12 protein-coding genes are annotated in these 19,278 nt (G+C 76.3%); 4 read left to right on the top strand and 8 right to left on the bottom strand.

What is annotated here, in order from left to right:
* Nucleotides 1-21 precede the first annotated feature (21 nt).
* Nucleotides 22-1,245 (top strand): cytochrome P450, encoded by a 1,224-nt coding sequence (locus ACN20G_RS34210; RefSeq protein WP_424217144.1) that lies wholly within the window; start codon nt 22-24, stop codon nt 1,243-1,245.
* Nucleotides 1,246-1,313: 68 nt separating this feature from the next.
* Here the strand turns inward: ACN20G_RS34210 and ACN20G_RS34205 are convergent, their stop codons facing one another.
* Nucleotides 1,314-2,186 (bottom strand): LysR family transcriptional regulator, encoded by an 873-nt coding sequence (locus ACN20G_RS34205; protein ID WP_424217143.1) that lies wholly within the window; start codon nt 2,184-2,186, stop codon nt 1,314-1,316.
* A gap of 158 nt (nt 2,187-2,344) precedes the next feature.
* Here ACN20G_RS34205 and ACN20G_RS34200 point away from each other — a divergent pair, with 158 nt between their 5' ends.
* Nucleotides 2,345-3,349, top strand: a complete 1,005-nt coding sequence (locus ACN20G_RS34200; RefSeq protein ID WP_424217142.1) for an NADP-dependent oxidoreductase — start codon at nt 2,345-2,347, stop codon at nt 3,347-3,349.
* Nucleotides 3,350-3,367: 18 nt separating this feature from the next.
* Here the strand turns inward: ACN20G_RS34200 and ACN20G_RS34195 are convergent, their stop codons facing one another.
* Nucleotides 3,368-4,828, bottom strand: a complete 1,461-nt coding sequence (locus tag ACN20G_RS34195) for an MFS transporter (protein WP_424217442.1) — start codon at nt 4,826-4,828, stop codon at nt 3,368-3,370.
* Nucleotides 4,829-5,190: 362 nt separating this feature from the next.
* Here ACN20G_RS34195 and ACN20G_RS34190 point away from each other — a divergent pair, with 362 nt between their 5' ends.
* Complete coding sequence (locus ACN20G_RS34190) at nt 5,191-5,421, top strand: hexameric tyrosine-coordinated heme protein (RefSeq protein WP_424217441.1); 231 nt, start codon at nt 5,191-5,193, stop codon at nt 5,419-5,421.
* Between the two features lie 30 nt (nt 5,422-5,451).
* On the opposite strand, the gene ACN20G_RS34185 is transcribed toward ACN20G_RS34190, so the two are convergent.
* Together ACN20G_RS34185 and ACN20G_RS34180 are read right to left on the bottom strand one after the other, a co-directional pair.
* Complete coding sequence (locus tag ACN20G_RS34185) at nt 5,452-6,486, bottom strand: hypothetical protein (protein ID WP_424217141.1); 1,035 nt, start codon at nt 6,484-6,486, stop codon at nt 5,452-5,454.
* Nucleotides 6,487-6,700: 214 nt separating this feature from the next.
* Nucleotides 6,701-7,690 carry a DUF4436 family protein gene (locus ACN20G_RS34180; RefSeq protein ID WP_424217140.1) on the bottom strand — a complete coding sequence of 330 codons (990 nt, stop codon included), beginning with the start codon at nt 7,688-7,690 and terminating at the stop codon, nt 6,701-6,703.
* A 382-nt stretch (nt 7,691-8,072) separates the two neighbouring features.
* Here ACN20G_RS34180 and ACN20G_RS34175 point away from each other — a divergent pair, with 382 nt between their 5' ends.
* Nucleotides 8,073-11,453 (top strand): bifunctional cytochrome P450/NADPH--P450 reductase, encoded by a 3,381-nt coding sequence (locus ACN20G_RS34175; protein WP_424217139.1) that lies wholly within the window; start codon nt 8,073-8,075, stop codon nt 11,451-11,453.
* 166 nt (nt 11,454-11,619) lie between these two features.
* Here the strand turns inward: ACN20G_RS34175 and ACN20G_RS34170 are convergent, their stop codons facing one another.
* The 4 genes from ACN20G_RS34170 to ACN20G_RS34155 are packed head-to-tail and all read right to left on the bottom strand — an operon-like array spanning nt 11,620 to nt 18,623.
* Nucleotides 11,620-12,360: a TetR/AcrR family transcriptional regulator gene (locus ACN20G_RS34170; protein ID WP_424217138.1), complete on the bottom strand. Its 741-nt coding sequence runs from the start codon at nt 12,358-12,360 to the stop codon at nt 11,620-11,622.
* A gap of 56 nt (nt 12,361-12,416) precedes the next feature.
* A complete protein-coding gene (locus ACN20G_RS34165; RefSeq protein WP_424217137.1) occupies nt 12,417-14,171 on the bottom strand; it encodes a thiopeptide-type bacteriocin biosynthesis protein in 1,755 nt (584 codons plus the stop codon).
* Nucleotides 14,172-14,217: 46 nt separating this feature from the next.
* Entirely contained in the window at nt 14,218-16,182 is a 1,965-nt protein-coding gene (locus tag ACN20G_RS34160; protein ID WP_424217136.1) for a TOMM precursor leader peptide-binding protein, read from the bottom strand.
* Nucleotides 16,179-18,623, bottom strand: a complete 2,445-nt coding sequence (locus tag ACN20G_RS34155; RefSeq protein ID WP_424217135.1) for a hypothetical protein — start codon at nt 18,621-18,623, stop codon at nt 16,179-16,181. Before ACN20G_RS34155 ends, ACN20G_RS34160 begins: the two co-directional genes overlap by 4 nt.
* Nucleotides 18,624-19,278 lie beyond the last annotated feature (655 nt).

Genomic DNA, 19,278 nt, shown 5'->3' with positions numbered 1-19,278 from the left:
CTGTCGTTCCAGAGTGTGGCCATGATCGACGACACGGCCCACTGCCCCCACCAGCCGCTGCCCCCGGTGCGCGACTGGCCGCCGCCGGACCTGCACGGCCCGGACTTCGACCCGATCCTCGCCGACCTGATGCGGGAGGCCCCGTTGACCCGGGTGCGGCTCCCGTACGGCGAGGGCTGGGCCTGGCTCGCGACCCGGCACGAGGACGTGCGGGTCATCACCAGCGACCACCGCTTCGGCCGCACCGAGGTCACCCGCCGCCAGATCACCCGCCTCGCCCCGCACTTCGCCCCCCGCCCCGGTTCTCTGGCCTGGGCCGACCAGCCCGACCACAACCGGCTGCGCAAACCCCTCGCGGGCGCGTTCACCGTCTCCGCGATGCGCCGGCTGCGCCCCCACGCCCAGCGGCTCCTCGACGGGCTCGTGGACGGGCTGCTGCGCCAGGGGCCTCCCGCCGACCTGGTCGAGCACGTGCTGGAGCCGTTCCCGCTGGCCGTGGTCAGCGAGGTCATGGGGGTGCCCGTCGCCGACCGGGAGCGCGTGCACTCCTGGACCCGGCGGATCATCTCCACGGCCGGCGGGCCGGAGGCGGCGGGGGCCGCGAAGGGGGAGTTGTACGGCTGGATCACCGAGACGGTCCGGGCGCGCGCCGAAGGCACCGGCGAGGACGTGTACGCGCTGCTCGGGCGGGCCGTCGCGGCCGGTGAACTGTCCGAGGAGGAGGCCGTCGGGCTGGCCGGGCCGCTGCAGATCGGGGGCGAGGCCGTCACCCACAACTGCGGCCAGATGCTGTGGCTGCTGCTGACCCGCCCCGACCTGATGGCGCGGATGCGGGAGCGTCCCGAGGACCGCCCCGGCCTGCTGGACGAGCTCCTGCGCTGGATCCCGCACCGCAGCACGGTGGGTCTGGCCCGGATCGCCCGGGAGGAGGTGGTGGTGGCCGGTCGGCGGATCGCGGCGGGCGAACCGGTCTACGTGTCCTACCTGGCGGCCAACCGCGACCCCGTGGTGTTCCCCGAGCCCGACCTCATCGACCCCGACCGGCCGGCCAACCCGCACCTGGCGTTCGGCAACGGACCCCACTTCTGCACCGGCGCCGTGCTGGCCCGCCTCCAGCTCGAACTGCTCACCGACACCCTCGTGGACCGGTTGCCCGGCCTGCGTCTGGCGGTGGCCCCCGACGAGGTGCCCTGGCGGCAGCGCACGATGATCCGGGGACCGCTGGCCCTGCCCGTGTCCTGGTGACCTCCCGACACTCTCGACGCCCCCGACACTCCCGACGCCTCCCGGCCCGCCCGCACGGGCCGGGGGCGTCAGCGGCCCGCGCGCAGTTCGCGGATCAAGGCCCGCACCGCCCCCGAGGCGGTCAGTTCGGGGGTGGTGACGTAGCCGACCGTGCGCGTGGGACGCTGCGGGCCGAGGTCGGTCACGGCCACCGCCGGCGGGGCGCCCTCCAGCGACAGGGCGGGCATGATGGCCATGCCGAGCCCGCGTTCGACCATGGTCAGCACCATGCCGTCGTCCTCGGCGCGGACCGTGGCGCGCGGGATCCAGTCCTGCCGGGCCCACCAGGCCCGCGTGTAGGAGCCGCAGTTCTCGTCCCAGTCGACGAGCGGCAGGGCGCGCGGGTCGGGGTGGCCCTCCGGGTGCACGAGCGCGTACGCCTCCTCCACCAGCCGGCCGGAGACCAGCCCCCGGGGCAGTGCCGTGGTGCCGCCCAGGGTCGCGATCCCGAGGTCGGCGCGGCCCTCCGCCACCTCCCCGGCCGTGCCGGGCCCCAGTTCGCGGACCACCCGCACCTCGGGTTCGAGGCCGGGGTGACGGCGGGTCAGCCGGGCCAGCGCGGGCGGCAGCAGGTGGAGGGCGGCGCTGCGGAACGCGGCGATCCGCAGCCGTCCGACGGGTTCCTCGTCACCCCGGGCGGCGGCCCGCGCCTCCGTCACCAGCAGGTCGAGCAGGTGCAGGGCCCGCCGGGCGTGGGCCACCGCCCGCGTCCCGGCCGGGGTCGGTCGGGCCCCGCGCCGGTCCCGTTCGAAGAGCACGACCCCGACCTTGCCCTCCGTGCCGCGCACCGCGTGCGAGACGGCGGACTGCGTCACCCCCAGCACCTCGGCCGCCGCCGAGAACCCGCCGCTGTCCGCGACGGCCACCAGAACCCTCAACTCCTGTGTGCCCAACTCGGCCATGAAACCCCCCGTGATCTCCGATCGCCCCAGGTCACGCCTCGGGTGACGCCCGGTTCGCGTCACCCCCATCCCTACCATGAGCGTGATTCATGGCAGCGCGCCGGGCATGAACGCGACCCCCTCCCCCGGGCCCCCGATCGCCGCCTAGCGTCGTCCCCATGAACGACACCGCGCTGTACGTGCACCAGATCGCCCGCCCCACCGGCTTCCCCACCACCGTCGACTTCGCCACCGTCGCGGGCCCCGTCCCCGAGCCCGCCCCGGGCACCGCCCTCGTCGAGAACCTGCTGCTGTCGGTGGACCCCTACCACCGGGAGCTGATGGACGGCGGCCCCGACGGCTTCGCCCTGCACACCCCCCTCGAAGGCCGCTCGGTGGGCCGCGTGATCGCCTCCCGCGACCCCGGGCTCGCCGAGGGCGACCTCGTCTTCCACCGCGCGGGCTGGCGCACCCACGCCCTGGTCACCGCCGGCCGGGCCGGTGCCCGCCGGCTGCGCGCCTGGGACGGGATCCCGTTGGAGGCGTACCTGAGCATCCTCGGCGGCACCGGGCTCACCGCGTACGCGGCCCTCACCCGCACCGCCCGGTTCCGCGCCGGCGAGGACCTGTTCGTGTCGGCGGCGGCCGGCGGCGTCGGCACCGCCACCGCCCACCTGGCCCGCCTCATGGGCGCGCGCCGGATCATCGGCAGCGCGGGCTCCGCCGCGAAGGTGCGCCGGCTCACCGAACACCTCGGCTTCGACGCGGCCTTCGACTACCACGACGGCCCGGTCACGGAACAACTCGCGGCCGCCGCCCCGGACGGCATCGACGTGTACGTGGACAACGTGGGCGGCGACCACCTGGAGGCCGCGATCGACGCGCTGCGCGAGTTCGGCCGGATCGCGTGGGTGGGGGCCATCGCCCAGTACAACGGCGACGGCGCCCCGGCAGCGCCCCGCAACCTCTTCGACGTGGTGGGCAAGTCCCTTCGTCTGGAAGGGGTGTTGGTGCGCAATCACACCGACCTCCAGGACGAGCTGGAGGAGTTCGTGGTCCCGCACCTGCGCTCGGGCGCGGTCGGTGTGGACACGACCGTCATGGACGGCTTCGACCGCACGACGGAGGCATTCGTCTCGATGCTGCACGGGCACAACACGGGCAAGATGCTGGTCCGTCTCTGAGCGCGCGGGCGGCGGGGGCTACGCGGGTTTCGGGCCGGCGGGGTGGGTGGTGTCGGGGAGGGTGGGGTTCGGGAGGCGGGTGCGGGCAGACCACCGGATCGCGCCCGCGACCGGCAGGAGCAGCAGCGCGAACGCCGCCGCGAACGCCGGGGACCCGCCCGTCGCCCCGCCCGTCGTCGCGTCCGTCGTCACGCCCGTCACCGCGTCGGTCACCGCGTCCGTCGTCGTGCCCGGGATCGTGGCGACGGCCGTGAACAGGGCCGAGGCCAGGGCCAGGACCAGGGTCTGGCCGAGGTTCTGCGCGGTCTGCATCGCCCCGCTCGCGTGGCCCTGTCGATCGGCCGGGCTGTGCGCGAGCGAGAGGAGCGTGAGCGAGGGCACGGCGAGTCCCATGCCGAAGGCGGCCGTCGCCATCGAGGTCACGGCCAGGGCCGGGGGCACGACCGGCAGGGTGCACAGCGCCGCGATCGCCACCGCGACCGCCATGACACCGGCCCCGACGGCCACCAGCCGGTGGCGCGGCACCCCGGCTCCCACGCGGCCCTGCACCAGGGAGCCGGCGGCCCAGGCCAGGGCCGCGCCCGTGAACCCCAGGCCCGTGACCACCGCCGGCACGGGCCGCGCCGTGCTCAGCATCAGCGGGACGAAGGACTCCAGGGTGAAGAAGGTGCCCGAGATCAACGCGCGCAGCAGCACCGTGGCGGGCAGGCCGCCGTGGGCGCGGGTGGTGCGGGGCGGCAGCAGCCTGGGGGCGAGGGCCAGGAGCGCGGTCACGCCGATCGTCGTGCACAGCAGGTGCCGGAGGTTCCAGGCGGACACCCCGTACTGGGTGAGCGCGGCGGCCACGCTCACCGTCACGGCGACGCCCAAGGAGGGACGCCGCGGGGTCGCCCCGGGCCCGGCCTCCGGCGGCCCGGCGTGCGCTCGCGCGTGAACCGGGGGGTCGACGGGGTCCCTCAGCAGCAGTCCGGCGACGACGGCCGGGACGAGGACGAGCGCGGCGACGGCCCAGAACACCACCCGCCACGACCAGGCGGCCGCCACCAGCCCGGCCGGCGGCGGCCCGAGCAGCGAGGGCACGATCCAGCACGCGCTCATGAACGACAGGGCGCGCGGCCGAAGGCGCTCCGGGTAGGAACGTCCGACGGCGGTGTTGACGGCCACCGCGACCAGGCCCGCCGCGATCCCGTCGGTGAACCGCCCGAGGGCCAACTGCCAGATGGTGGTGCTGGTAGCCGAGACGAGCAGGGTCACGACGGTCAGGGCCATCCCGACGACGAGCGGACGTCGGGGCCCGTCCCGGTCCACCCACGCCCCGCCCAGCACCCCGCCGAGCAGGCTCGCCGCCACGAACGCGCCCGCGACCAGCGGGTAGAGGCGCACGCCGTCGAGGTCCCGCGCGGCCGACGGCAGCACGGGCATCACGGCGAGGGCCGCGAAACCGGACAGGAACATGATCGCGGCGAGGCTCGCGGTCATCGGCAGGTGCGCGCGGGAGAACAGCCTGGGACCCGCGTCGGGTTCGGAACCCACACCGGGGCCGGGGCCGGGGCCAGGGCTCGCGTCGGGGGCGGGGCTCGCGTCGGGGGCGGGGCTCGCGTCGGGATCCGGGCGGGGGCCCGAAGGGGTGGTGGAGTCGTCGGGGTCGCTCGTCACCGGCAGCAAGCTACGGCCCGACTCCCGTCCGTACCAACCGATTTCGGCGGATCGCGGCCCACCCCACCCGATGGTGGGACGCCGGCCCGCGCGAAAACCCGACCGGGTCGGGGCCGGTGTGTCGACGCCGGCCCGGCGGGCCCCGGCGGCAGAATCGGCGCGTGAACCGAGTTCCCGAAGACGGCATGGTCCTGGTCCCCGGCGGCTCCCTGATCACGGAGACCCCCGAAGAGGGGCGTCGCCTGGCGATCGACCTGGCCCGTCACACCGTGCACAACATCCAGCCCGATCTCGACGCCCTGAAGGCCGGCCGGCCGCGGTACGCCGGCAACCCCGAGGACCTGATGGCGGCGGCCCAGGTCGTCGCCCTCGAATTCCGCACCATCGCGGCGGCCAACGACTACTGGCGCCCCTGAACCCGCACCGGGGCACAGGCGGGCGGCGGGTTACGGACTGCTCAGCTTCCGGAAGAGCGTGTCGATCTCCGCGCGGTCGGCGATCAGCGGGAGGGTGTCGAAGTACAGCTCCCACTCGCCGGCCGGGCCGAAGCGCTCCACGATTCCGAACGGGATGTCCTTGCCCTTCGGTCCGGAGACCGTGCCGTGCCACTCCACGTAGGTCGTGGTCGCGCCGAAGGCGACCTGGCCGGTCTTGAAGCGGACGTCCGCCGTGTCGAAGAACCGTTGGAGGTAGGCCCGCTTGCCGGCCTCCGTCCGCAGCGGTGTGTCCGATCCCGGCCCCGACAGCCGGGCGTTGCCCATCCGGGCGAGGAGGGCGTCGACGTCCTCCCCGTTCCATGCCGCCAGGCGGTCCGGGAGCTCCGCGGCCCGCAAGCGCTCGGGCGCGCGGCCCCGGGAGGGGGCCGGGCCGGAGTCCGTGACGCCGTCGAACAGGGCCTTGGGCGCCAGGTCCGGGACGGTGTCGCGGAACAGGGCGTAGCGGTCGTAGTAGCGGCGGGCCTGGAGGGTCTTGCCGTCGTCACCCAGGACATTGCGCGCGATCTGCGGGTAGGCCACCTTGTGGCCCTTCAGCGTGATCTCGTTCCACTGGCCGAACATCATGACACCGCCGTCGGCGACCACGTCCGTGCCCCGGTAGCGCAGACCGGGTGCGAGCCGCAGGGATCCGGTGATGGAGGTGCCGATCACGGTGTGGCCGCGCTGGGGCGCGCTGCCCGCCTCCCAGAGGGTGGCGTCCTCGTCGAAGATGTCGAGGTAGGTCTTCACCCGGGGGTGGTTCAGGTCCCCGATGGCCGGCGGGGTGCCGGTCGGCAGCTCGCCGAAGGCGATCTGACGCCGCATGAACGCGCAGGCGTTCGGGGTGATCCGGCCCTCCAGTCGCTCGACCTTGGCGCGCACCTCGGGGCAGTCGCCCCGGGCGGCGGCCTCCCCGCCGCCCGGCAGGGCCGCCGCAGAGGTCGCCACCCCCACGACCACCGCCGCCACCGCGATTCCCACCGCACCACGCCGACCAGTGAACATGTCCGTACCCCGTCTCGTTCCCGCCCGATGCGGCCCGTTGCCGCCCGTGCGGGAGCAACATGCCCGTCCGCCGGGGCGGGGGGCGATTACCGTCGAGGTAATGGCGCAGGTCAGATGGTGTACGCGCCTCATCGGAGGCGGGGTCGGTCAGTCGGTCGCGGGGACCACGCCCGGCAGGCGCAGCGGGCGGCGGCTTCGGGGATCGGGAGCCCCCTCAGGGAGCTTGGGGTTCCTCGGCGCGGGGTTCCTCGGTGGGGTGGAGGGAGCCGCGGATGCCGGTGAGGACGACGGCGATGATGCAGAGCGCGATGAGGGTCTCGGCCCACAGGAACGCGATCCAGTCCATCAGGCAGCCGATCGGGGGCGCGCCGGGGGCGGTGTTGCGGAACGCGGCGAGGGCGAAGAGGGTCGCGGCCATCCAGGACAGCGCCGGCCAGACGATGCCCTCGCCGCGCGTCGTGAGGTACCAGGTGCCGATCAGCACGGATCCGGCCAGGGCCCACATGACGATCATCATGAACACCGCGAACACCAGCGCGCTGCCCGAGCGGACCAGTTCCACGGCGAGGGTCTCCTGCCCCGGCACGGAGGCGGGGGCGGCGTCGACGGCGAAGAGGGCGTCGTTGTTGGAGAACAGCAGGCGCACGGGCACGGGCTCCCCGCCGAGCACGGCCCCGAACTCGACGTCGGCCTCGTACCGGTCGAAGGGGTAGTCGCCGATCGCGCCGGTCAGCGCGACCCGCACGTCCTTGGTGGTCAGGCGTTCGCCGCCCTTGAAGGAGAGGTCCCCGGCGGTCGCGGCGGAGGTCTGGAGGAGCAGGTCGCCGACGGGCACGAGCCCGCCGTCCGCGCCGAGCGCGCCGCGCGGCTCGGCCCGTACCCGGAGCACCAGCTCGCGGGCACCGGCGTCCACGCGTTGCACGGTGGCCCGCACGTCCACCCGGTCGCGGGCCTCGGAGCCCACGGCGTGCACGGTGTCGATGGTCTGCCGCTCGGAGATCTGGAACCAGGAGCCGACCACCACCGCCACCACGACGAGCAGGCCCAACGGGAGCAGGATCGGCAGGTACCCGGAGCGGGCCCGGCGCGCGGGCACCGCCGGCCCGTTGCGCGGGGGCGCGGGTTCGGTGCGCGTGGGCGCGGGTTCGGCAGGCGTGGGCGCCGGGTCCGAGGGCGCGGGCTCGGGGGGTGTGGGCTCGGGCACGGGGCTCCTCGGAACGGCTCGACGGGGCACGGGCACCGGCTCGGGGCACGGGCTCGGGGCACGGGGCACCGGCGCGGACCGCGTCGGCCGCGTTCCCCGATCCTCCTCGGCGGGACGGGCGGGCGGGGCGAGGGGCCCGGGCGTGTCGGCCGGGATCACCCGCCGGCGTCGCGCCGGCGGGCAACCCCGGGCACCGGGCCGAGGGTTGGGCCGAGGGTGGCGGGGCGGGACAGAGCGGGGCGTGGACGCGGAGGAGTCGGCGCGGGTTCCGTCCCGGGGACGTGTCCATCGACACAGTCCTACGACTTTGTCACCCGACAAAGTCACTCGTACGCTGAGGGTGCCACGAAGGACAGCCGGTTCGGAAACGGAAGGCACGCCCATGACCCACGCGCCCACGCCCGCCGCCACCATCGCCCCGCCCGCCACCTCTGCCACCTCTGCCACGCCCGTCACCCCTGCCGCCCCCGCGACACCCACCACCCACGCCTCCCCCACCACCCCCGCCCCCGTCGTCGCCCCGCGGATTCCCGAGCGGCCCGCCCTGCCCCTGCTCGGGCACGCCCTCTCCGTGCCCTCCGGGGTCGACGGACTGCGCCACCTCATGCGGGAGTTCACCGAACTCGGCCCGATCTACCGGATCCGCGCCCTCGGCGACGAGACCGTGATGGTCGCCGGCCCCGAGCTCGTGGCGGAGCTCGCCGACGAGACCCGGTTCCGCAAGAACGTGCACCCCGACCTCGTGGAGATCCGCGCCCTCGCCGGCGACGGCCTGTTCACCGCGTTCCCCGACGAGCCCAACTGGCGCAAGGCCCACGACATCCTGATGCCGGCCTTCTCGCTGAGCGCCATGCGCGGCTACCACGGCACCATGCTCGACGTGGCCCGTTCCCTGCTCTCCTCCTGGGACCGGGCCGCCGCCGACGGCCGGCCGGTGGACGTCGCCGAGGACATGACCCGGCTCACCTTCGACACCATCGGCCTGTGCGGCTTCGGGCACGACTTCCGGTCCTTCGAACGCGAGGACGCCCACCCCTTCGTCGCCGCCATGTCCCGCGCCCTCGCCCACACCCAGGCGCAGGGCGAGGCGCTGCCCGGCACCGGGTTCCTGCGGCGCGGCGAGGCCCGCCGGTTCCGCGCGGACGTGGACCTGATGACGGACCTCGTGGACGACGTGATCCGGCGCCGCCGCGCCTCCGGCGACACCCGCACCGACGACCTGCTGGGCCGGATGCTGCACACCCCCGACCCGGCCACCGGCGAGCCCCTCGACGACCTCAACATCCGGCACCAGGTCCTGACCTTCCTCATCGCCGGCCACGAGACCACCAGCGGCGCCCTCGCCTTCGCTCTGCACCACCTCGCCCGCAACCCGGCCGTCCTCGCCCGGGCCCGCGCCGAGGTCGACGCGCTGTGGGGGGACACCGACCGGCCCGAGCCCGCGTACGGCGACATCGGGCGGCTCGGCTACCTGCGGCAGGTGCTCGACGAGAGCCTGCGGCTGTGGCCCACCGCCCCCGCGTTCGCGTTGGAGCCGATCGCCGACACCACCCTCGGCGGGTACCCGGTGCGACGCGGCGAGAGCCTGATGGTGCTCACGCCCGCCCTGCACCGCGATCCCGGCTGGGGCGACAACGTCGAACTGTTCGACCCCGAGCGCTTCGCCCCGGAGCGCTCGGAGACCCGCTCCCCGCACCTGTTCAAGCCCTTCGGCATGGGCGAACGAGCCTGCATCGGGCGGCAGTTCGCGCTGCACGAGGCCACGCTGCTGCTCGGCCTGATCGTGCACCGCTACCGGCTCCTCGACGACCCCGAGTACCGCCTGGCCGTCCAACAGACCCTCACCCTCAAGCCCGAGGGCCTGCGCCTGCGACTCGCGCACCGCACCACGGCCGACCGTGCCACCGCCGAGCACGCCGCGCCCGCCGGCACTCCCCCGACCTCTCCCGCCCCGGCCCCCGCCGGCGACCCGGCCGCGGGCGGGCGCCGGGCTCCCGGCACCGCCCTCACCCTGCTGCACGGCTCCAACCTCGGCACCTGCGCGGGTCTCGCCCGCGAACTCGCGGGCGCCGGCGCCGACCTCGGGTTCGACCCCGTCGTGGCGTCCCTCGACGACCGGGCGGGTCGGCTCGACCCGGACGCCGGACCCCTCGTGATCGTCGCCGCCTCGTACAACGGCCGCCCCACCGACGACGCCGCCGCCTTCGTCTCCTGGCTCGACGGCCTGAACCCCGGGGACCTGACCGGGCTGCCCTACGCCGTCCTCGGCGTCGGCGACCGCAACTGGGCCGCCACCTACCAGCGCGTGCCCGCGCTCGTCGACGCCGGGCTGCGCGCCGCCGGCGCCGTGCCCCTGCTCGACCGGGGAGCCGCGGACGCCGCCGGGGACCTCGACGGGACCGTGGACCGCTGGGGCGCCGACCTGTGGCGCGTCCTCCTGGACCGCTACGGCACGAACACCGGCGCCGAGGCCGGGACCGGGACCGGGGAGGCGACCGGGGACGGGGACCGGGACGGGGACGGGTACGGGGACGGGTACGTGCTGGAGGACGCGCCCGCCTCCGTCGACGCCGGGCTCGCCGCCCACCACGGGCTGCTCCCCATGCCCGTGCTCGCCGCCCGCGAGCTCGCCGCCGTCGACTCCCCCGGCGCCCGCTCCAAGCGCCACCTGCGCCTCGCCCTGCCCGCCGGCACGACGTACCGCACCGGCGACCACCTCGCCGTCCTGCCGCACAACCCCGAACCGTTGGTCCGACGCGTCCTGGACCGCTTCGGCCTCGATCCGGAGCGCACCGTCCGCCTGCGCACCCGCCGCCCGGCCCGCACCGCCCTGCCCGTGGACCGGCCGCTCACCCTGCGGGCCCTGCTCACCACCTGCGTGGAACTCCAGGCCCCGGCCGGCCGCGCCGACCTCGCCCGGCTCGTCGAGCACACCGCGTGCCCGCCCGAGCGGCGCCCCCTGGCCGCGCTCGCCGAAGCGCCCGACGCGGAGTTCCGTGCCCGGGTCACCGACGCCGGGCTCTCCGTCCTGGACCTGCTGGAGCGCTTCCCGGCCTGCGAACTGCCCTTCGAGCGCTACCTCGACCTGCTGCCCGTGCTCCGCCCCCGCACCTACTCCATCTCCTCCTCCGCCCTGGCCACGCCCCACGAGGTGGAGCTGATGGTCTCCCCGCTGACCGCCCCCCACCGCTCGGGCCGGGGCGAGTTCCGGGGCGTGGGCTCCCACCACCTCGCGGGCCTGCGCCCCGGCGACACCGTGGCCGCGCGGGTGCTGCCCTGCGCCGACGCCTTCCGACTCGCCGACGATCCGGCCGTCCCGGCGGTGCTGATCGGCGCGGGCACGGGCGTGGCCCCGTTCCGGGGCGCGGTCCTGGACCGGCTGGCGAGCGGGGAGCGCGGCCCGCTGCTGTGCTACCTCGGCAACGGCGCGCCGGACCTGGACTACCTGCACCGGGAGGAGTTCGAGGCGGCGCAGGCCGCCGGGGCGGTCAGCCTGCGGCCCGCGCACTCGAAGGCGCCGGTGGACGGGGTGCGGTACGTGCAGGACCGGGTGCTGCGGGAGGGCGCGGAGGTGCACGCGCTGCTGGAGGCTGGCGGTCGGGTGCACGTGTGCGGCGACGGGCGGCGGATGGCACCGGCCGTGCGGGAGGCGTTCCGGACCCTGCGGCGGCGGCACGCGGGAGCCACGGCCGAGGAGGCGGCGGCCTGGCTGGACGGGCTGATCGCCGCCGGCCGCTACGTGGAAGACGCGTTCGCGGGCTGAACGAGACACCCACCGCCGGGCGGGCGCCGGCCCGGACCAGTCCCGGACCCGCCGGGGCCGGCACGGACCCGACAGGGACCGGCACGGACCCGACCGGGACCGGCACGGACCCGACCGGCACCGGCACGGACCCGACCGGCACCGGCACGGACCCGACCCTTCGGGGTCAGGCCCGTGCCGGCCCCGCCGTGTCGGGCACGCCTCCGCCCGGCACGCCCGCGTCGGACACGTCCCCGCCCGAAACGGCACCGTCCGGCGCCTCCCCCGCCGGGACCGTCGCGGTCAGGACCGCCCGGACCTCCGGCAGGTTCGGGCGGCCGCCCGCCAGGGCCAGGACGCTCGTGACGAGCGCCCGCAGCCCGGCGGCCTCCAGGGTCGGGTCCGTGAGGGTCAACCGCTGCACGGTCAGCCCGTCGAACGCCCCCGTGAAGAACGCCGCGATCTCCTCGGCCGGGGTGGCGAGCCGGTGGCCGGTGCGCACGGCCACCGCCGTCAGCATCGCGGCCGTGGTCGCCGCGACCTCCCGGTACTGCGCGTCGAGGGTCGCGCGCAGGGACGGGGTGCGCAGGGCCAGCATGGTCAGCTCCATCAGCACCTGGTGCCGGTCCGGCTGCTCCCGCACGGTCCGCCACAGCGCGGCCACCAGCGCGGCGACCGTCTCCTCGAAACCCGCCTCGGGCGGCTCCGCGCCCGCGACCCGGGCGATCAACTCGCCGCTGAGCCGTTCCAGCACCGCCCGGTACAGCTCCTCCTTCGTGCCGAAGGTGTAGTGCACGGTGGCCTGGGCCACGCCCAGTTCCGCCGCGATGGCGCGGGTGCTCGCCACGGCGACGCCCTCCCGGGCCATCAGCTCGATCGCCGCGTTGATCAACTGGGGGCGGCGTTCGGCCGCGGTCACGTGAGCCATGACCGCATCGTACGACCTGGTCGACCGACCGGGTCGCACACGCGTTCCCGAGCCCGTCACCGGGGCCGGCGACCCAGGGGCAGCAGGTACTGGAGGGGGCGTTCGAGGTCGTCGAGGCCGAGGAGTTCGTGCGCCAGGTCGTCGTGGAACCCGCCCAGGGGCGTGCCGACGAGGTCGAGGGCGGCGGCGGTCAGCAGCAGCGTCTGCGTGAGGTGGCCGGTCTCCAGCAGGGCCAGGCGCAGGGCGCGCAGCCCGTAGCGGCGGCGCAGGGTGCCGAGGTCCGCGTACACGCCCAGGAGCACGGGCACCTCCTCGACGCCGATCCGGTCGGGGTCGGTCTCGGGCCGGGTGAAGTACGTGGACAGGGCCTGTACCGCCGTCCGGTCCGGGGCCGGGCCGATCCGGCGCAGGGTGCGCGTGCCCGGTTCGCACTCCCAGGTGCCGGCGGGCACCCCGGGCACGTCGAACACGAGCAGCCGCACCCGGGCCGTGTACAGGGCGCCCGCGCTGGGGTGCGGGCGGTGGACGAGGGTGCGGGCGGTGCCGTCGGGGAGGCGTTGTTCGGTGCGGGCGCTCTCGGCGAGGGAGTGCCACAGCAGGGCGCCCAGGGTCTCGGCGTCGACCGGTCCGGTGAGCGGACCCCGGGTGGAGACCCGGGCCGCGAGGGCCTCGCGGAGGGTGACGTCCGGCAACGGGCCGGTGGGCAGGGCCAGTTCGGGGCCGGGCCGCTGCCAGGGGTTCGGGTTGGCGGGCCGGTCGGCGAGCGGGGCCGTCGGGCGCAGGGCGCTGTCCTGGCCCCGGCCGATCTGGAACTTGCTGCGTTCCAGGTAGCGCAGGTCGGGGGCGGTGCGGGGGCTCGGGAAGTAGGTGGGCGGCTCGTCCTCGGCGTCCAGCAGGGTGCGGGCGGCCAGTCGGCACACCGCCCGCTCCTCGTCGGGGGTGGCGCCGAGCCGGTTGAGCAGCATGTGGAGTTGGGAGGCCCACACCCACCCGTGCGTGGATCCCGGACCGTCCGCCGCGCGCAGGCGCGCGTCGGCCTCGCGGACCCGCTCGGTCCACTCCGTCAGCCACGGCGCCGCCCGGCCCTCCGTCAACCGCCGCCGCAGGTCGGCCGCGCGCCCGCGCAGGGCGGTGCGTTGCGCGGCGTACACGGCGTTCACCCGGGCGTGCACCGAGGCGCCCGGCAGCAGCGGCACCTCCGTCACCCACCGCCAGCCGGCCGCGTGACCGCGCAGCCAGCGCGCGGCGGCAGGTTCGTCGAGGTCCAGGGCCCAGGCCGTGGCCTGCGCCAGGTCCGCCGCGAGGGTCAGCCGGGCCGCCGCGCCCCGGCCGCGCAGCTCTCCCAGGGCCCCCAGGGCCGCCCGGGTGGAGGCCACGAACACGTCCTCGGCGATCGGGAGGGCGCGCGGGCCGCCGTACCGGTCCGTCTCGGGCTCGTAGGGCACGAGGCGCGACTCGCCGTGCGCGGAGGGCCAGGGGCCGGGCACGGCGGGCAGGGCCCGGGCGGCCGCCGTCAGTTCCGCCGGCAGCCGGGCCGCCGCGCCCCCGGCCGGGCCGTGCACGCGGATCCGCAGGTGGGGGCCGTCCTCGCCGTAGCGGATGAAGAACCAGCCGTCGGCCTCCCCGGCGGTCACGAGGGCGTCGAGCAGCGGGGCCGCCGTGTCGAGGAGGAAGGCGTCGACGTGCTCGGCGGTGGTGTGCAGGAAGAGGTGGTGGCCGTGCCAGGAGCCGGCGTTCCCGGTCCCGGCCCCGGTCAGGGGCACGGCCCTGGGCGCGGTCGGCGGGGCGGGCCGCGGGGGCGTCGTCGTCATCGTGGGGTCCTCGGGGCGGGAGCGGAGGCGGGTGCGGGGGCCTGTGTCAGGGGAACGGGTGCGGGTGGAGGGGCAGGTCCTCGGGGGCGGTCGGTCGGGGCGTGCGTCCGAGCCGGTGGGGCACGTCCCGGAGCCGGGTCAGGCCCCGGACGCGGCGGTTGACGTGCCCGAAGGTCATGGGCAGGGCGCCGGGCACGAGCACCTTCACGGCGTGCAGGCCCAGCCGGCGGCGCAGGCCCGGCTCGGACTGCACGACGGTGATCACCTCCAGGTCGACGCCCGCGAGCCGGTCCGCGGTGGCCCGCAGGAGTTCGGCGAGGTCGGTGACGGGCTCCGGGGCCCCGGGCCAGGTCTCGGCGACGGAGCGCACCGGGGTGTCCGCGAACAGGAACTCCAGGCGCGGACCCGCCTCGGGCAGCGTGTTGACGCCGACGTGGTCGTCGAGGGACACCACCAGCTCCGGACGGTCCACCATCGGCCGCAGCCGCGCCGGGTCGCGCGGCCCGCCCTCGGCGAGGGACCGCCGGGCCGCGTCCAGCACGTTGGTGACGACCTCGGCGACGGCGGAGCGGATCGCCGCGCGCGGATCGTGGTGGGCACCGGCCGCGAGGAACACGCGGGGGGCGTCCGGGTGGGGGCCCTCGTAGCGGCAGACGGCCACCACGGCCGGGATCCCGAAGTCGTTCGTCGCGTCGAGGAGGACCAGCCGGTAGCCGGCCAGGGCGGCGCGGTCGGCGAGCAGCGCGGTGTCCGGGTCGTCGGCGGGGAGCAGCACCCGGGGCAGGGGGGTGGCCGCGTACCAGGCCATCAGGAACGCGTCGCGTTCGGCGACCTCGAACAGCCCGTAGAGCGCGGCCTCCTCGGGACTGTTGCCGAGGCCGCAGCCGTTGGAGGACTCGTAGACCACGCGCGGCCGGTCCGGGCCCGGCACGTCCCAGTACGCCACGTGCTCGGGCACGAGGACCGGCCGGCCGCGGGTGACGGAACGGCCGTGCACCCACGGCATCACGAGGTCCGGGGCGTAGGGCACGGTCGGGGAGGCGGGGTGCCCGTGGTGGGCCGGGTCGGGCAGGCCCAGCCGCGCCGGGTCCAGGGCCCGCTCGGGGCCGAGCTCGACGAAGGAGGCACGCAGAGCGGTGCGCCGGCCGGTGGGGCGCATGCCCGTGAACCGTTCCACGCCCTCGAACAGCGCGATCCGTTCGCTGTCCTCGAAATCGCGGGCGCGGCCGTACCCGCCGTCGTCGACGCGCCGGCCGTCCGTGACGAAAGCACTGGTCAGGGAGAAGGCCGAGTCCTCGGAGCGGAACAGTCGGCGCACCGGCCCGAAGCGCTCGTCGTACAGGGCCGCGCGCAGCCGGGCCCGATCGGTCAGCGGGTTGGGGCGACGCAGCACGCGCGGGTCGGGCAGCGGCCGGGGGGCGGCGGGCAACGGGGGCGCGGCGGAGTCGGAGTCGTCCGGCAGCGGCCGACACACGGCGCAGCCGCCGACGGGACGCACCCGGTGCGTGGACCACGTGGCCCGCCCGAGGTGCACGACGTGCACGAGCGCCCCGTCGTCGGGGTCGGGGGCGGGGGCGGTGGCATCAGGGGCGGGGGCCTCGGGGGCAGGGCCGGAGCCGGTGGGCGGGGGCGCGAGGAGGTCGCGCGCGAGGGCCTCCAGCGCTTCCGTCAGCGCCGGCGCCGGCACCCCGGCCAGTTCGAGCGTGGGACTCGTCCACGGCACGCGGCCGCCCGTCGTGGCCAGCCGCTGGTACTCGACGCAGCACAGGCACGCGGCGGCGCCGGGCCGCAGCACCGGCCCGACCACGGCGAGGGCCCCGTCGAAACGCACGGGAACGAACTCGACGGGGTGCGCGAGGGCGTGCCGGCTCAGTTCCTCGGCGAGCCCGAGGGTCCAACGCGGCAGCACGACCAGAGCCCGCCCGGACCGCATCACCCGCGCGGCGTCCGCGTCCACCACGAGCGGCGGCTTTGTGGTCGGGGTCGGGGCGGTGGTCGGGGCGCTGGTCACGAGGTCTCCCGAGGGGTACGCAGAACGGTGAACCCGAACGCGACCAACCGCGCCCCGAACTCGCCCCCGAGGTCCGGCTCGGACGGCGACCCGGCGGAGCGACGGGGCTCGGTGGTGAGCGAGGGCCCGGTGACGGGCGAGGGCTCCGCAGCGGGCGAGGGCCCGGTAGCACGCGGGGGCCCGGTGACGAGCGAGGGTTCTGAGGCTCGCGAGGACTCGGCGGCGGGCGACGACCCGGTGATGAGCGAGGACACCGTAACGGGCAAGGATCCGGTGCCGCGCCGAGGCGCTGACGCGGGCGAGGGCCCAGCGGCGGGCGACGGCCCGGTGGGGAGCGGGGTCCCGGTGATGAGTGAGGGCTCTGAGGTGCGTGAGGGGCCGGTGATGGGCAGAGGCTCGGTGGTGGGCGAGGGCCCGGTGGTACACGGGGGCCCGGTGACGAGCGGAGGTCCTGAGGCGCGCGGGGGCCCGACGGTCGGCGGGGCCTCCGTAGCGGGCGAGGACCCGGTGATGCGACGAGGCTCGGTGGCGGGCGACGGCCCGGTGGTACACGGGAGCCCGGTGACGAGCGGAGGTTCTGAGGCGCACGGGGGCCCAACGATCTGCGAGGGCTCCGTGGCGGGCGAGGACCCGGTGATGCGACGAGGCTCCGTGGCGGGCGAGGGCGGGGTGGTGGGCGAGGGCTCAGTGGTACACGAGGGCTCCGCAACGAGCGAGGACCCGGTGGTGCGACCGGGTTCGGTAGTGCGCGGAGGTCCGGTACGGGGCGAGGGGCCGGTGGCGGGCGGGGGTTCGGGTGAGGACGTCAGACGGGCCGCCGTGCGCAGGAAGGCGTCCTCGCGGGCGGCGAGTTCCGCGAGCCACTGCCCGGTCCATCCGGTGTCCTCCCACGCGGCGACCCCGGCCCCGGCGGCGGCCGTGGGCGCGATCGCGCCGCCGGAACCCGGCACGAACACGACGTCCGCTCCCTCGGGAACCCCCGCACGGGCGACCGCCGCGAGCGCGGCGAACGCTGCGGCGTCCCCCGGCGTGGCCTCGACGGCCGTGCCGAGCGGCACGGGACCGCCGGACTCGGGCCCGCTGGACTCCTGCGACCGGTCCGGGAGAACGTCGGCGCGGTACGCGGCCGCGTCCGGGGCGAGCCGGACCACCCGCATCCGGGCGGGCACGCCGAGCCGGACGGTCAGGGTGTGCCACCAGTGCCGGGCCTGCGGGTGCTCGGACCAGCGGTCGGCCGGCACTGCGGACTCGGCGGGTTCGGCGTGCGTCCCGTCCGTCGACCCGGGTCGGGGTCGGGCGGCGAGGCTCGCGCGCAAAGCTCGTCCGAGCGCGTGCGCGGGAGTCAGCCCGACGGTGAACAGGCCCTCACCCAGCCGGAGTTCGGCGGCACGACAGAGCAGTTCGAGTCGGGCCAGGTCCAGTCGGGGCGCGCCCGTGACCAGGACGCGTTCAGGCCGGTCCGGGTCGGGCAGCGGACAGCGGGCAAGTGGCACGGGCAGTTGGGGGAGGCCGGCGGGGACCGGTTCGGGCAGCGAGCCGGCGCGGACGTCGGTGAGGGCAGCCAGGCGCCGCAGGGCCTCCCCCAGGCTGGCGGGCGGGGGCAGGGGGCGGCGGTCGGCGTCGATCCGGTCACGGCCGGGGCGGCTGAGGTATTCGGCGCGCGGTGGGCGGGTCTCTGCGAGGAGGACCGCCGGGAGTCCGGGCAGGAGCCGGTCGTCGTCGCCCTCGGTCGCCGGGTCGGGCAGTCCGGCGGCGGCGCACAGCAGCCGGTGGGCGGCGGCGCCGGCGAGGAGGGGGAGGAACGCGGCGGGTTCCGGGGCGACGTCGGGGTCGGCGTGGGGTGGGTCGGCGGGGCCGAGGCGGGCCGCGAGGTCGTGGGCGTCGGAACGGGCCTGGGCGGGACTCGCGACGGCGGTGACATGTCCGCCGCCGGGGTGCCGACCCACGGCCACGGCCCGCACCTCGAACCCGACCCGACGGGCAGACAACAGGACCTGATGCGGCGGCAGTTCGGGCTCGTGGACGCGGGATACGCGCAGTCCGCCCGCCGTCAGGGCGCGGGCGACGGCGTCGGCGAGGGGGTCGTCGGGGGTGCCGGAGGCCACCTCGGCGCGGGTGCCGGCGAGCGCGGACCGGGCCGCGTCGGGGCGCGTCGCCGTGACGCCGAGCCAGTCCGCGACCGGGGCGCTGCCGCCGGCCGTGCCCGGGCCCGCGTCGGGGAGGAACAGGTCGTGTTCGGCGAGGCGCGCGACGAGGGTGCTGACGGCCCGATGCGGGGCCGAACCCGCGCCGAGGGAATCCAGGAACTCCTCGAACCGGCCTTCCCGCAGAGGTCGTTCGGTGACCCGCCACAGCGCGGGCAGCGCCTCGCTGCCCTCCAGGGTGACGCTTTCCCGCCGCCCGCGCAGATGCAGTCCGGCCCGCAACGGAGTGACGGCCACACCAGGCCGCAACCGAAGCCGAGCCCGGACTCCGGCGGCGACCGACGAGAACTCGGCGCCACCGACCGGGTGGTCTGCGAGGCGGCCTACGGTCGGGGCGTCGGCGCCGAGGTGATCGGTGGGGTGGCCGGCGGTCAGGTGATCGGCGGCAGGACGGTCAGCGGTCGACTGGTCGACGGGACAGTCGGGGGTGGGGCGGTCAGCGACGTGACCGTCGGCGCTCGGGTGGTCGCCGGGACGGTCAGCGGCGAGGTGATCGGCGGCAGGACGGTCGGCAACGTCATCGTCGGCGGTCGTGCGGTCGACGGGGCACCCGGCGGCGAGGTGATCGGCAGCGGGGCGGTCGGTGGCCGGACGGTCGGCAGGACGGTCGACGGTCGAGTGGTCGACCGGGAGTCCGGAGGTGAGGTGAACGGCGACGGGCCGGTCGATGGCACGCCCGGCGGTGAGGCGATCGGCAGGGTGGTAGGCGGTCGGGCGATCAACCGAGGACGCGGCGGCCGGGTGGCGGGTGGGCGGGTGATGGGCGGCGGGGTGGTCGACAGTCAGGTCGTCGGCCGGGGGCCCTGCAGCGAGGTGATCGGCGGCGGAGTGGTCGGCGATCGGATGGTCGGCGGTGAGGTGATCGGGGGCGGCGTGGTTGGTGGCGGGCCGG

The sequence above is a fragment of the Streptomyces dryopteridis genome, assembly GCF_049606955.1.
Lineage (GTDB): Bacteria > Actinomycetota > Actinomycetes > Streptomycetales > Streptomycetaceae > Streptomyces.
Note: the sequence above shows the minus strand (reverse complement) of the source record. Positions and strands in the feature narration are given on the sequence as shown.

What these genes read in the sequence shown, in the direction of transcription:
- ACN20G_RS34205 (WP_424217143.1), bottom strand. Translation starts at nt 2,186, where the DNA reads ATGGCCGAGTTGGGCACACAGGAGTTGAGGGTTCTGGTGGCCGTCGCG.
- ACN20G_RS34200 (WP_424217142.1), top strand. Translation starts at nt 2,345, where the DNA reads ATGAACGACACCGCGCTGTACGTGCACCAGATCGCCCGCCCCACCGGC.
- ACN20G_RS34165 (WP_424217137.1), bottom strand. Translation starts at nt 14,171, where the DNA reads ATGACGACGACGCCCCCGCGGCCCGCCCCGCCGACCGCGCCCAGGGCC.
- ACN20G_RS34190 (WP_424217441.1), top strand. Translation starts at nt 5,191, where the DNA reads ATGGTCCTGGTCCCCGGCGGCTCCCTGATCACGGAGACCCCCGAAGAG.
- ACN20G_RS34170 (WP_424217138.1), bottom strand. Translation starts at nt 12,360, where the DNA reads ATGGCTCACGTGACCGCGGCCGAACGCCGCCCCCAGTTGATCAACGCG.
- ACN20G_RS34185 (WP_424217141.1), bottom strand. Translation starts at nt 6,486, where the DNA reads ATGTTCACTGGTCGGCGTGGTGCGGTGGGAATCGCGGTGGCGGCGGTG.
- ACN20G_RS34210 (WP_424217144.1), top strand. Translation starts at nt 22, where the DNA reads ATGATCGACGACACGGCCCACTGCCCCCACCAGCCGCTGCCCCCGGTG.
- ACN20G_RS34175 (WP_424217139.1), top strand. Translation starts at nt 8,073, where the DNA reads ATGACCCACGCGCCCACGCCCGCCGCCACCATCGCCCCGCCCGCCACC.
- ACN20G_RS34195 (WP_424217442.1), bottom strand. Translation starts at nt 4,828, where the DNA reads ATGACCGCGAGCCTCGCCGCGATCATGTTCCTGTCCGGTTTCGCGGCC.